We start from the raw sequence: 12201 nt of genomic DNA, 5'->3' as shown, positions 1-12201 counted from the left end.
ACCGGGGCACACGTCGGAGAGCGCCATCCATAAGGAAATAGTCAATTAGACTTTCCTCAAGCTGGATAGACTTTTTGGCGGCACTCCTGAAACGCGAGACAAAGAAAAGGAATGCAGATCGCCAATGCTCACCGCGCACCTTTTACGAAACGTGGTAAAGAACTCGTTAACCCGGATGAGAATTTTTTAACTTTTGCTTTTTTGGCGCGTTTCCACTGATGGAAATCGTCAGATCGGCCGTTTGTACTGCAGCTCGATCTTCACGCCTTCGGGGCCATAGACGAAGACCTGGCCGAGATCGGTTTCCGGAATATCGTAATATTCGTGGCGATAGCCGCTCGCCTTGATGCGAGCGAGCGCCGGTTCGAATTCGAAGAGGCTGAAGGCCACATGGTTGAAGATGCCGGGCGGAAAGTCGCCTTCGCGCTCCGTCAGGCTCAGATGGATCACCGGCTGGTCGTCGAGATAAAGCCAGTGGCCCGGCGTGGAAAAGGGTGGCCGATAGCCTTCCTTCACGCCGAGAATGCTTTCCAGAAAGCCCATCATGACAGGCGCATTGCGGGTATCGATCGTCACATGGTCCAGGCGCAGCATCGTTCCCTCCCGAGCTTTCGAAGCCAGTCAGATCCTACCGGTTTCAGCGCCTTCGGGAAAGCGCATATGCCGCGCCGGCCGGATCAGAAACTTTCCGTCCAGGGCCGCAGTTCCACCTCCTGCGACCAGGCGCTGCGGTGCTGCAGCAGCACGCCGATATAGGACTGCGCGATCGCATCGGGCGAAAGCGTACCATCAGGCTTGTCTTCCCGGTCGGGTCTCACTGCCGATCGTACCCCGCCATCGATGATGAAATGCGCCACATGGATGCCGAGCGGCCCGAGTTCACGGGCGGCACTTTGGGCCAGCCCGCGCAGAGCGAATTTTCCCATGGCGAAGGGCGCCGATTGCGCATAGCCCTTGATGCTGGCCGTCGCCCCCGTCAGCAGGATCGCGCCACGTCCCCGCGGAATCATGCGTTTTGCCGCCTGCTGGGTTACGAGGAAGCCGCCGAAGGCGCTTGTGGCGATTGCCTGTTCCACCTCAATAGGATCCAGTTCGGCAATCGGCCCGCGCACCCGGCCGCTGGCATTGTAGACCACAATATCAGGCTTGCCGATCTCGGCATCCACGCGCTCGAACAGGGCGGAAACCGCCGCCGGCTGCGAGGCATCGGTGGCGAAGGCCCTGGCGCCGGTTTCCTCAATCAACGGCCCGAGCTTGCCGATATTGCGCGCCGCAAGGCCCACTTTCACGCCGCGCTCTGAAAGCATGCGGGCAAGCGAGCCGCTGATGCCGGAACCGGCGCCGACGATCAGCGCGCTGCGATAGGGAAACTCGGCCATGATCTTCTCCTTCAGGATGAGCCTTTTGGAGAGGTAGGCAGTCGCTGCCCGTCAAAAAACCGCTGGCCGGAAATATTTCATTGTTCGGGCGTGTCGATCGAAAGCCCGCAGATGCGCGAGAGATAGGCAAGCGGCAGGCCCGTTTCCGCAGCCCAGCGGTTGAAGGTCTGCTGGATCAGCTGCTGGTCCTTCTTGCCGGTTCCTGATAAAGTCAGCGGCACGCGCGCATCCCTCAGGCAGGCCAGCACATCAGTGGTCATGATGAAGCAGTCGCGGCCGATGCCGCGCAGGAAATATTGACCCGTGGCTCCGCCCAGCCGGCTGCCGCGCTTGGTGAGCAATTCGAGCAGGCCGATATGATCCTCACGCGGCCAATCGGCGAAGAAGGCGCCGGCGCTGCCGGCCTCGTTCGCAAGCTCGCGCACGAAGGCCGCATTGGCGCGTACCGACATGATCTTCGCGCCGTTCTTGACGATGCGGTCATCACCGGTCAGATCATGCCAAAATTCGTCGGGAGCGATGTTGAGGGCGGCAGGATCGAAGCCATCGAAAGCCTCTTCGAAGCCCTGCCATTTATTGTCGATGACCTTGTGCACGAAGCCGCTGTAGAAGATGCGCCGGGTCATCTGAGAAAGAATGCGGTCATCGGGCAGAGCGCGCAGCGCCTCATGATCAGGCATGGCCGGCAGCATCGCTTTCAGCGCATCGGCTCCGCCTTTTCTCTCTTCTGCACGGCGCCGTATGATATCGAAATCGCTCAAGGCCTGGCTCCCCGAATGGACTTTGCTTGCGCAAGCCTATTCCGGGAGCTGTCCTGCCTTCAAGCGGTTAGCTCAGGCTGCTACGGTTTCGCGCACCTCATCTAAGAGGAAATGCACGATCAGATAATCGATCTTGTAATGCCGCCCGCTATCGCTGACTTTCTCCTCGCTGCCGCCATCGGCAGGGTGCCAGGGATGATAGTGTGGGTTGGTGGCGATCAGTGTCACCGCCTTGCCGGCGTAGGGACCTTCGCCCGGCCGGAACCGCATCTCTGCCAGCGGCCAGATGCGTTCGTAGGTTTCCATGGGAATACGCACTCTCAGCGCCTTGCGCAGAACCGGAGGCTCGTCATGCGCAACAAGCCGTTCGCCGTTGACCGGCTCGACTGTTATGGGCTCGATGGTCACTTCCTCCGCCGTATCGAAAATGGAATTGAACTCCGCAGGCCACGCTCTCTTCATGAACCAGCTCCTCCCAGGCTTCTCCAAAGTCGCAAGAGGAGTGTAGCGCGCTTAGCCGGAGAAGCAACGCACTATTCCCGCTGAGGCGAAATGGCGCTGCATGGTTGGCCCTCTCCACGCACTTCACAAAATTGCGCGTATCTGGAATTTGACGTTTACGCAAACGTCAATATTTTGTAAGAGAGTCTCAAGGCCGGAGCGATCCGGTTGCCGAATTGGAGGAATTCGAACGATGCCAATCTACAAGGCCCCGGTGAACGACACGCTCTTCGTGCTCAACGATGTGCTGGGTCTGGAGCGCTACAACAATCTCCCGGGTTTTGCCGATACCACGCCTGACATGGTGGAGGCCATTCTGGGCGAGGCGGCGAAGGTAGCCGAAGAAGCCCTGTTCCCCCTCAATTATTCCGGTGATCAGGAAGGCTGCCTGCGCCACGACGATGGCACGGTCTCGACGCCGAAAGGTTTCAGGCAAGCCTATCAGGCCTATCGCGAAGGCGGCTGGATCGGCCTTGCCGTGCCGGAGGAATTCGGTGGCCAGGGTTTGCCCTACACGTTGCACGCTGCCGTTGGCGAATATACCTCGGCCGCCAATATGTCGCTGATGATGTATCCGGGTCTGACGCAGGGCGCTATCGCTGCGATCCTCGTCCACGGCACCGATGAGCAGAAGAGCACATACCTGCCGAAGATGGTGGACGGCAGCTGGTCCGGCACCATGAATCTCACCGAGCCGCATTGCGGCACCGATCTCGGCATGCTGCGTACCAAGGCAGTACCGCAGGCGGATGGCAGCTACAGGATATCAGGCCAGAAGATCTTCATCTCTGCCGGCGAGCATGACCTGGCCGACAACATCATCCACCTGGTGCTGGCCCGCATCGAAGGCGCGCCTGAGGGCACCAAGGGCATCTCGCTCTTCATCGTTCCGAAATTCCTTGTCGGCAAGGACGGCGCGCCGGGCGCCCGCAATGCCGTCTCCTGCGGTGCCATCGAACACAAGATGGGCATCCACGGCAACGCCACCTGCGTCATGAACTACGACGAGGCGACTGGCTTCCTGATCGGCGCCGAAAACCGCGGCCTCAACGCCATGTTCGTGATGATGAACGAGGCCCGCCTGATGGTCGGCCTGCAGGGCATCGCCATTTCCGAGATCGCCTATCAGAACGCCGCCAATTACGCCCGCGATCGCATCCAGGGCCGCTCGCTGTCTGGCGTGAAGGCGCCGGACAAGAAGGCCGATCCCATCATCGTCCATCCCGATATCCGCCGCTCGCTGATGACCATCCGCGCCTTCAATGAAGCCGGCCGCGCCTTCCTGCTCTGGACCGCGCTCAAGTCTGATATCGCCCATCGCGCCACCGACGAGAAGGAGCGCCAGACGGCCGACGATATTCTCGGCCTCGTCACCCCGATCCTGAAGGGCGTGATGACCGACAAGGGCTTCGATCATGCCGTCATGGCCCAGCAGGTCTTCGGCGGTCACGGCTATATCGAAGAGCACGGCATGAGCCAGTATGTGCGCGATGCCCGCATCGCCATGATCTATGAGGGGGCGAACGGCATCCAGGCGCTCGATCTCGTCGGCCGCAAATTGGCGCTGAACGGCGGCCGCGCCGCCATGGCGCTCTTCAAGGAGATCGGCGATTTCTGCGAGGAAAACCGCAATGACGAACAACTGAGCTTCTTCACCAAGCACCTGAAAAAGGGCTTGAACGACGTGCAGGGTGCGACCATGTGGTTCATGCAGAATGCCATGGCCAAGCCAGACAATGCCGGTGCCGGCTCCACCGATTACATGCACCTCTTCGGCCTCGTCGTTCTCGGCTATATGTGGGCGCGCATGGCAAGAGCCGCCAATGAACGCCTTGCCGCCGGCGACGCCAGGGAGGACTATCTGAAGAACAAGCTGATCACGGCGAAATTCTTCATGGAGCGCGTGATGCCGGAAACCGCATTGCGCAGGGCCCGCATCGAAACCGGCGCCGACACGATGATGGAACTCGCCGCCGAAGCGTTTTGAGCCATTTCTCCCTCCCCTTGTGGGGAGGGTTGGGGGTAAGAAGCGGTCGGCACAGCCGACGAAACGATCCAGTGGATCGTTTCGAGCGCCGAACGCCCTGAGTTTAAGCGAAGGGCTGGGTAGTCTTCGCAGATTTCAAAGGCGCGTCCGCGCCGCCAGGGAGATGAGACAATGACCGAGGTTTTCATTTACGACCACGTCCGCACGCCCCGCGGCCGCGGCAAGAAGGATGGCTCGCTCCACGAAGTGCCCTCCGTGCGCCTGGCGGCAAAGACGCTGGAGGCGATCCGCGACCGCAACGGTCTTAACACCGAAACTGTCGACGACATCATCATGGGCTGCGTCGATCCGGTCATGGATGCCGGCGCCGTCATCCCCAAAGCTGCTGCCTTCGAGGCCGGATATTCGACGAAAGCACCCGGCATGCAGATCTCCCGCTTCTGCGCCTCCGGCCTCGATGCCGTGAATTTCGGCGCCGGCAAGATCGCGCAGGGCGCTGACGATATCGTCATCGCCGGCGGCGTCGAAAGCATGTCCCGCGTCGGCCTCGGCATGTCCGGTGGTGCCTGGTTCATGGATCCCTCCGTCAATTTCCCGGCCTATTTCATGCCACAGGGCGTTTCGGCCGATCTCATTGCCACCAAATACGGCTTCTCCCGTGACGACGTCGACGCCTATGCCGTCGAAAGCCAGAAGCGCGCGGCAAACGCCTGGAACAACGGCTGGTTCAAGAATTCCGTCATCCCGGTAAAGGATCAGAATGGCCTGACCATCCTTGCCCATGACGAGCACATGCGCCCCGGCACAGATATGCAGGCGCTCGCCTCCCTCAATCCCTCCTTCCAGATGCCCGGCGAAATGGGCGGCTTCGAGGCCGTCGCCATCCAGGCCCATCCGGAAGTCGAGCGCGTCAACTATGTCCACCATGCCGGCAATTCCTCCGGCATCGTCGATGGCGCCGCTGCCGTTCTCCTCGGCTCTAAAGCCGGTGGCGAGAGCATGGGCCTGAAGCCCCGCGCCCGCATCAAGGCCTTCGCCAATATCGGCTCCGACCCGGCGCTGATGCTCACCGGCCCGGTTGATGTCACCGAAAAGCTCCTGAAGCGCACGGGTATGACGCTTGCCGATATCGACCTCTTCGAATTGAACGAAGCCTTCGCCGCCGTCGTGCTGCGCTACATGCAGGCTTTCGACATCCCGCACGACCAGATCAACGTCAATGGCGGGGCAATCGCCATGGGCCATCCGCTCGGCGCGACCGGCGCCATGATCCTCGGCACCGTACTGGACGAACTGGAGCGCCGCGATCTCAATACCGCTCTGGTCACCCTCTGCATCGGCGCCGGCATGGGCACGGCAACCATCATCGAACGCGTTTAAGGAGAGAGATGATGAGCTACACCAACTTCACCGTCGAGACCGATGCGGACGGTATTGCCCTGGTCACCTGGGACATGCCCGGCAAGTCGATGAACGTCTTCACCGAAGAGGTGATGAACGAGCTCGATGCCATCATCGATGCGACGGTCGCCGACAGCGCCGTCAAGGGCGTGGTCATCACCTCGGGCAAGTCCTCCTTCTCGGGCGGTGCCGATCTCTCGATGATCAAGTCCATGTTCACACTCTACCAGCAGGAGAAAGCCGCAAATCCTGACGGTGCGGCACAGAAACTCTTCGATCTGGTCGGCCGCATGACCGGCCTGTTCCGCAAGCTCGAAACCTGCGGCAAGCCCTGGGTTTCCGCCATCAACGGCACTTGCATGGGCGGCGCACTGGAAATGTCGCTCGCCTGCCATGGCCGCGTGGCCTCCAACACCAAGAGCGTCAAGATCGCCCTGCCGGAAGTTAAGGTTGGCATTTTCCCAGGCGCCGGCGGCACGCAGCGCATCTCGCGCCTGACCGATGCCCAGTCCGCTTTGCAGATGATGACGACGGGCCAGTCGCTGAACGCCTCGCGCGCCAAGGCCATGAACCTCGTCCATCAGGTGGTCGAGCCGGATCAGCTCATTCCGGCCGCCAAGCAGATGATCAAGGATGGCCTGAAGCCCGTCGCCCCGTGGGACGAAAAGGGCTTCAAGGTGCCGGGCGGCGGCATCTGGACGCCTGCGGCAGCCCAGCTCTGGCCGGCAGCGCCGGCGATCCTGCGCCGCGAAACATCAGGCAATTATCCCGGCGCGCTCGCCATCCTGAAATGCGTCTATGAAGGCCTGCAGGTTCCCTTCGACACCGCGCTGAAGATCGAGCAGCGTTATTTCACGCAGGTGCTGCAGACCACCGAAGCCTTCTCTATGATCCGTTCGCTCTTCATCTCCATGCAGGAGCTCAACAAGGGCGCCCGCCGCCCGGCCGGTGTGCCGAAGATGGAACTCAAGAAGGTCGGCGTCGTCGGCGCCGGCTTCATGGGCGCCTCGATCGCCTATGTCACGGCCGCCGCTGGCTTCGAGGTCGTGCTGATCGACCGCGATATCGAGGCTGCCACAAAGGGCAGGGGCGTTGGCGAAGGCCTCGTCAAGGATTCCGTCGGTAAGGGTCGTCTTACGCAGGAAGAGGGTGCAGCACTTCTCGCCCGCCTTACACCCTCCGCCGACTACGCCGATTTGAAAGATGCCGATCTCGTCATCGAAGCCGTTTTCGAGGACCGCGCCGTCAAGAAGGCGGTCATCGAACAGGTGGAAGCCGTCATCCCGGAAACGACGATCTTTGCCTCCAACACCTCGACTCTGCCGATCACGGGCCTTGCCGAAAATTCGAAACGCCCGGACCAGTTCATCGGCGTGCATTTCTTCTCGCCGGTCGAAAAGATGATGCTGACAGAGGTCATCCTCGGCAAGAGCACCGGTGACCGGGCGCTCGCCGTGGCCCTGGACTATGTTGCCGCCATCAAGAAGACCCCTATCGTCGTCAACGATGTCAGGGGCTTCTTCGTCAATCGCTGCGTCTTCCGCTATATCCACGAAGCCTATGACATGCTGATCGAAGGCGTCCCGGCAGCCATGATCGAAAACGCCGCCAAGATGGCAGGCATGCCGGTCGGCCCGCTGTCGCTGAATGATGAGGTGGCGATCGATCTCTCGCAGAAGATCCTCAAGGCAACGGTTGCCGATCTCGGCCCCAAGGCCGTCGACGAGCGCCACCTTGCGCTCATCAATAAGCTGGTGGACGAGCTCGACCGCCGCGGCCGCAAGAACGGCAAGGGTTTCTATGAATATCCGGCCAAGCCCGCCAAGAAATTCCTCTGGCCGGAGCTGAAAACCCTCTATCCGCAGAAGCCGGCCGATGAGATCGACGTCAACACCCTGAAGCAGCGCTTCCTGGTCACGATCGCGCTCGAAGCCGCCCGCACCATGGAAGAGGGCATCGTCACCGATCCCCGCGAAGCCGACGTCGGCTCCATCCTCGGCTTCGGCTTTGCGCCCTATACCGGCGGCGCGCTGAGTTACATCGACGGCATGGGTGTAAAGGCCTTCGTGGAGACAGCCGAAAAGCTGGCCTCCAGCTATGGCGACCACTTCATGCCGACGCCGCTCTTGAAGGACATGGCTGCCAAGGGCGAAACCTTCTACAGCCGTTTCGATCCCTATCCGGCCGCTGACAAGGCTGCATAATTGGTGAGGCGCCGCGGCTCGTAAGGGCCGCGGGCGGCGCTCTCACATTCCCTCCATCTCTGGCTGGGCTTGAGCGGCGAATCCTGCTGCAAACGCACGAAAAGCCAACTCAAGACACTTAGCCATTGCGCTAAGTATCGGATCCTGATACTTAGCCTTATGGATTACTATTCACATCAACTCGACAGCATCTTCCTGGCACTGGCCGATCGTACGCGCCGCGCCGTCATCGGTCGGTTGGGCACCGGTCCGGCTAGCATCAGCGACCTTGCAAAGCCTTTCGACATGGCCTTGCCGTCCTTCATGAAACACATCCACCTTCTGGAAGAGACAGGCCTGATCGAAACGAGAAAGCAGGGCCGCGTGCGCACCTGCACGCTTGAAAAGAAGCGTTTCGCGATGGTCGAAGGCTGGCTTTCGGCTCAGCGCGCCATCTGGGAAGCCCGCACGGACAGGCTCGAAGCTTTCGTTACTGCCACGCAATCGAAGGAGGAAAAATCCCAATGAATGTCCCGGTGAACACTCAACTGAATCCGGATCTCGATCTGACCATTTCGCGCATCATCAAGGCACCGGTGGCCACTGTCTGGAGCGCCTGGACCACGCCGGGAAAATTCGAAAAATGGTGGATCCCAGCGCCGGCGCTCTGCCGTGTCGCCGCCATGGAAATCAAACCCGGCGGCGCCCTCGTAACCGAGATGAGTGAGGATAGCGGCCCCTTCGAGCCGCATCTCAGCGCCTGTTTCCTCGATGTTCAGGAAGGCCGGCGCCTCATTTTCACCAATGCGCTCCTCGGCGGCTGGCGCCCCGCGCCGACCCCTTTCATGACAGCCATCATCACCTTCGCCGACCATCCCGAAGGCACCGATTACAACGCCCTCGTCATGCATAAGGACAAGGACACCCGCAACACGCATGTGGAGTTGGGCTTCTACGACGGCTGGGGCACGGTCGCCGAGCAACTGGCGAAGCTCGTGGAGAAATAAAGAATGTTCATGCCCGGCGTAGCAGCCAGGCTAGAGCAGTTAACCGGTGACGGTGGGGAATCCAGGCGATACGAAGTCTCCTAACCCGCCAGCCGGCGATCCGTTGTCTGGCCCTCGTCGAACATTTCGCTCAGCATCTCAAGGATCACATGGACCTTCTCGGATTTGACCGAGTAGTAGATCGTCTGCGCATCGCGTCGCGTCTTGACGAGGTCTCTGCTGCGGAGCTTGGCGAGGTGTTGGGAGAGTGCCGATTGGCTGATTCCGATAATATCGGCGAGGTTGTTGACCGCCACCTCGCGCTCGGCAAGCGTCTTCAGCATCCGCAGTCGATGGGCGTTCGCCATGACCAGCAGCAGGTCGGCTTTCTTTTCAAAACTATCTGTATTCATTGCTTTCCCTTCACAATTTAGCGGACGGCAATTTATATGACTAATTAAGAATTGTCTTAAGAGTATGGCCGGGAACAAATTTTTCCCCTGCTTTTGCGAGGTTTCCCGATAGACCGCGTTCTGTGCTGCAACTGCGCGGCGCCGAATTCGCATTTGATCAGTCATCCGGTTCAGAAATCTCCTGCGAGCGCCTATATGCCTGTCAGGAATCATGACAAGAAGCGTGCAGGGCACACTTCAGTTTAAGCGATGGAATCATGAAGAAGATCGGTTTTCTCTCGTTCGGGCATTGGACGCCCTCGCCGCAATCCCAGACGCGCTCGGCAGGCGATACGCTGCTGCAGTCGATCGATCTTGCCGTTGCCGCCGAGGAGCTTGGCCTGGACGGCGCCTATTTCCGCGTCCACCATTTTGCTCGTCAGCTTGCTTCGCCATACCCGCTGCTCGCGGCCGTCGGCGCCCGGACCAGCCGCATCGAGATCGGTACCGCGGTCATCGACATGCGCTACGAGAACCCGCTCTACATGGCTGAAGATGCCGGCGCGGCCGATCTGATTTCCCGCGGACGCCTGCAGCTGGGCATCAGCCGCGGCTCGCCCGAGCAGGTCATCGATGGCTGGCGCTATTTCGGCTACAACCCGCCGGAAGGCCAGAGCGATGCCGATATGGGCCGCCGCCATGCCGAGGTCTTCCTGGAAGTGCTGCGGGGCGAAGGTTTCGCCGAGCCCAATCCGCGGCCGATGTTTCCCAATCCGCCCGGCCTGCTGCGGCTCGAGCCGCATTCGGCTGGTCTGCGTGAGCGCATCTGGTGGGGCGCAGGCTCGAACGCTACGGCAGTCTGGGCCGCCAAGCTTGGCATGAACCTGCAGAGTTCGACGCTGAAGGATGACGAGACGGGCGAAGCCTTCCATATCCAGCAGGCCAAGCAGATCCGTGCTTATCGCGAGGCCTGGAAGGAAGCCGGCCATCAGCGTGAGCCGCGCGTTTCCGTCAGCCGCAGCATCTTCGCGCTGGTGAACGATCGCGACCGCTCCTATTTCGGCTATGGCAATGAAGGGCAGGACAAGGTCGGTTTCATCGACGAGAATACGAGGGCAATCTTCGGCCGTTCCTATGCCGCCGAGCCCGATGCTCTCATTGAGGAGCTTAAGAAGGACGAGGCGATCGCCGAGGCCGATACGCTCCTGCTTACCGTCCCCAACCAGCTCGGCGTGGAATACAATGCCCACGTCATCGAATCGATCCTGAAATATGTCGCGCCAGCGCTCGGCTGGCGCTGACCGTATCCTGCGATGGCAATAGCATGTCGCGCAAAAATGTGTGCGATCTTGCGATAACGACATGCGAAAACAAGAGCTTAAAGCGTGGCAGATCTGAAGGATCGCGACACGCCTTAAGCCGTCGCCGCCTCCTTTGTCGTGCGCATCACCATCAGCCCGGCAAGGCTGACAAGGACGATGGCGGTTGCGTAGATGTCTGTGGTCATGCCGTAGCCGATCGACTTGACGAGGAAGCCGGCAAGGATTGCCGGCAGGCTGAAGGCGAGATAGCTCTGAATATAGAAGGCCGAAAGCAGGCCGGCCCGCTCTTCCGGCTTGGCAAGCGGCATGATCGTGCCGATTGAGCCGAGGAAATTGGTGCCGAAACCGGCACCCGTCAAAAGCGTGCCGACGAGCAGCAATGGCACATTGGCAAGATGCACGCCCGCAACGACCGTTGCGATGCCCAATGTTTGGGAAGCGACTCCGAAGATGAGATTGGCTTTCGGGCTGCGGTTGCGGCGCAGGAAGACGGCGATTGCGCCCGACAGCATCAGCGCTGCCACGACCGCGCCACCCGTCAGCGGCGCGGGGCTGCCGGTGGTCGAAGCGACCAGGGAGGGCACGAGCGACAGGTAGAAGCCGCCGAGCGTCCAGTTGGCGATATTGATCGGTGTCACCAGCGACAGCGGCTTCTTCACCTGCTGCGGAATGAAAATCGTCGGCTTCAGCGAGTTGAAGACACCGGGCCGCGTGCCGCCCGTCTCTCGCGTCAGCCACAGCGCAACGGCCTGCACGGCAAAGGCGGCAAGCAGCAGGGCATAGACGAGATGCAGTGGCTCGGGTCCATATTGGATCAGCGCGCTGGTGCCGATGGCGCCGATCGCCATGCCGGAAAGCGGTGCGAGCGAGTTGACGATCTGCCCCTTTGCCCGGTCGATATCGACAAGGGCGGCACCCAGCGAAGCGCCGGCGATGCCAGTCGCAAGTCCCTGCACGATACGAGCTGCGATCAGCCATTCCGGCCCGCTGGCAATGGAAAACAGCGCCATGGCGATGATTTCGAGCACCAGCGCGCCGAAAATGACGGGCCGCCGTCCGAGATGGTCGGAGATGGAGCCGGCAATCAGCAGGGCTGCGAGCAGTGCGAAGGCGTAGACTGCGAAGATCACGGTGATCAGGATGGGAGAAACGGCAAAGCTTTCCTGATAGATGCGATAGAGAGGCGTCGGCGCTGCCGATGCGCCGAAGAAGATGGCAAGCGTCAGAGCATGGAAGCCCATGGGCGACGAATTCTTGATGGATTCGGAAGCGCCGACCATATAAGCTCC

The 12201-nt window shown here is 60.7% G+C and carries 12 protein-coding genes; 6 read left to right on the top strand and 6 right to left on the bottom strand.

All coding sequences use genetic code 11. The features are described 5' to 3' along the window. Window positions 1–228 precede the first annotated feature (228 nt). The 4 genes from J2X71_RS03490 to J2X71_RS03475 form a co-directional block, all read right to left on the bottom strand. Complete coding sequence (locus J2X71_RS03490; RefSeq protein ID WP_310378970.1) at window positions 229–594, bottom strand: VOC family protein; 366 nt, start codon at window positions 592–594, stop codon at window positions 229–231. A gap of 83 nt (window positions 595–677) precedes the next feature. Continuing rightward, window positions 678–1379: an SDR family NAD(P)-dependent oxidoreductase gene (locus tag J2X71_RS03485; RefSeq protein WP_310378969.1), complete on the bottom strand. Its 702-nt coding sequence runs from the start codon at window positions 1377–1379 to the stop codon at window positions 678–680. A gap of 77 nt (window positions 1380–1456) precedes the next feature. After that, window positions 1457–2140: a DNA-3-methyladenine glycosylase I gene (locus J2X71_RS03480; protein ID WP_310378967.1), complete on the bottom strand. Its 684-nt coding sequence runs from the start codon at window positions 2138–2140 to the stop codon at window positions 1457–1459. A 72-nt stretch (window positions 2141–2212) separates the two neighbouring features. Continuing rightward, window positions 2213–2602 (bottom strand): hypothetical protein, encoded by a 390-nt coding sequence (locus J2X71_RS03475; protein WP_007821195.1) that lies wholly within the window; start codon window positions 2600–2602, stop codon window positions 2213–2215. 232 nt (window positions 2603–2834) lie between these two features. On the opposite strand from J2X71_RS03475, the gene J2X71_RS03470 reads away from it, so the two are divergent. The 5 genes from J2X71_RS03470 (at window position 2835) to J2X71_RS03450 (ending at window position 9219) form a co-directional block, all read left to right on the top strand. After that, complete coding sequence (locus J2X71_RS03470; RefSeq protein WP_310378965.1) at window positions 2835–4628, top strand: acyl-CoA dehydrogenase C-terminal domain-containing protein; 1794 nt, start codon at window positions 2835–2837, stop codon at window positions 4626–4628. A gap of 171 nt (window positions 4629–4799) precedes the next feature. After that, entirely contained in the window at window positions 4800–6008 is a 1209-nt protein-coding gene (locus J2X71_RS03465) for an acetyl-CoA C-acetyltransferase (protein ID WP_310378963.1), read from the top strand. 11 nt (window positions 6009–6019) lie between these two features. After that, window positions 6020–8233 carry a 3-hydroxyacyl-CoA dehydrogenase NAD-binding domain-containing protein gene (locus tag J2X71_RS03460; protein ID WP_310378961.1) on the top strand — a complete coding sequence of 738 codons (2214 nt, stop codon included), beginning with the start codon at window positions 6020–6022 and terminating at the stop codon, window positions 8231–8233. Window positions 8234–8392: 159 nt separating this feature from the next. Next, a complete protein-coding gene (locus tag J2X71_RS03455; protein WP_310378960.1) occupies window positions 8393–8740 on the top strand; it encodes a metalloregulator ArsR/SmtB family transcription factor in 348 nt (115 codons plus the stop codon). Window positions 8741–8748: 8 nt separating this feature from the next. Beyond that, entirely contained in the window at window positions 8749–9219 is a 471-nt protein-coding gene (locus J2X71_RS03450) for an SRPBCC family protein (RefSeq protein WP_405049678.1), read from the top strand. 80 nt (window positions 9220–9299) lie between these two features. Here J2X71_RS03450 and J2X71_RS03445 read toward each other — a convergent pair whose 3' ends face one another. Next, on the bottom strand, window positions 9300–9611 hold the full coding sequence (locus tag J2X71_RS03445) for a helix-turn-helix transcriptional regulator (RefSeq protein WP_113323635.1): 312 nt from the start codon (window positions 9609–9611) through the stop codon (window positions 9300–9302). 257 nt (window positions 9612–9868) lie between these two features. On the opposite strand from J2X71_RS03445, the gene J2X71_RS03440 reads away from it, so the two are divergent. After that, complete coding sequence (locus J2X71_RS03440) at window positions 9869–10891, top strand: LLM class flavin-dependent oxidoreductase (RefSeq protein WP_310378956.1); 1023 nt, start codon at window positions 9869–9871, stop codon at window positions 10889–10891. A gap of 113 nt (window positions 10892–11004) precedes the next feature. Here the strand turns inward: J2X71_RS03440 and J2X71_RS03435 are convergent, their stop codons facing one another. Further along, window positions 11005–12192, bottom strand: coding sequence for an MFS transporter (locus tag J2X71_RS03435; protein WP_310378954.1), 1188 nt, complete (start codon window positions 12190–12192; stop codon window positions 11005–11007). Window positions 12193–12201: the final 9 nt, after the last annotated feature.

Origin of the sequence: Rhizobium sp. 1399, assembly GCF_031455475.1 — a bacterium.
GTDB lineage: Bacteria > Pseudomonadota > Alphaproteobacteria > Rhizobiales > Rhizobiaceae > Rhizobium.
This window is presented reverse-complemented; position numbering and strand designations above follow the sequence as displayed.

Bases quoted from the DNA above. Each gene is read 5' to 3' on its own strand.
- J2X71_RS03490 (WP_310378970.1), bottom strand. From the start codon at position 594: ATGCTGCGCCTGGACCATGTGACGATCGATACCCGCAATGCGCCTGTC.
- J2X71_RS03485 (WP_310378969.1), bottom strand. From the start codon at position 1,379: ATGGCCGAGTTTCCCTATCGCAGCGCGCTGATCGTCGGCGCCGGTTCC.
- J2X71_RS03475 (WP_007821195.1), bottom strand. From the start codon at position 2,602: ATGAAGAGAGCGTGGCCTGCGGAGTTCAATTCCATTTTCGATACGGCG.
- J2X71_RS03470 (WP_310378965.1), top strand. From the start codon at position 2,835: ATGCCAATCTACAAGGCCCCGGTGAACGACACGCTCTTCGTGCTCAAC.
- J2X71_RS03465 (WP_310378963.1), top strand. From the start codon at position 4,800: ATGACCGAGGTTTTCATTTACGACCACGTCCGCACGCCCCGCGGCCGC.
- J2X71_RS03460 (WP_310378961.1), top strand. From the start codon at position 6,020: ATGAGCTACACCAACTTCACCGTCGAGACCGATGCGGACGGTATTGCC.
- J2X71_RS03455 (WP_310378960.1), top strand. From the start codon at position 8,393: ATGGATTACTATTCACATCAACTCGACAGCATCTTCCTGGCACTGGCC.
- J2X71_RS03445 (WP_113323635.1), bottom strand. From the start codon at position 9,611: ATGAATACAGATAGTTTTGAAAAGAAAGCCGACCTGCTGCTGGTCATG.
- J2X71_RS03440 (WP_310378956.1), top strand. From the start codon at position 9,869: ATGAAGAAGATCGGTTTTCTCTCGTTCGGGCATTGGACGCCCTCGCCG.
- J2X71_RS03435 (WP_310378954.1), bottom strand. From the start codon at position 12,192: ATGGTCGGCGCTTCCGAATCCATCAAGAATTCGTCGCCCATGGGCTTC.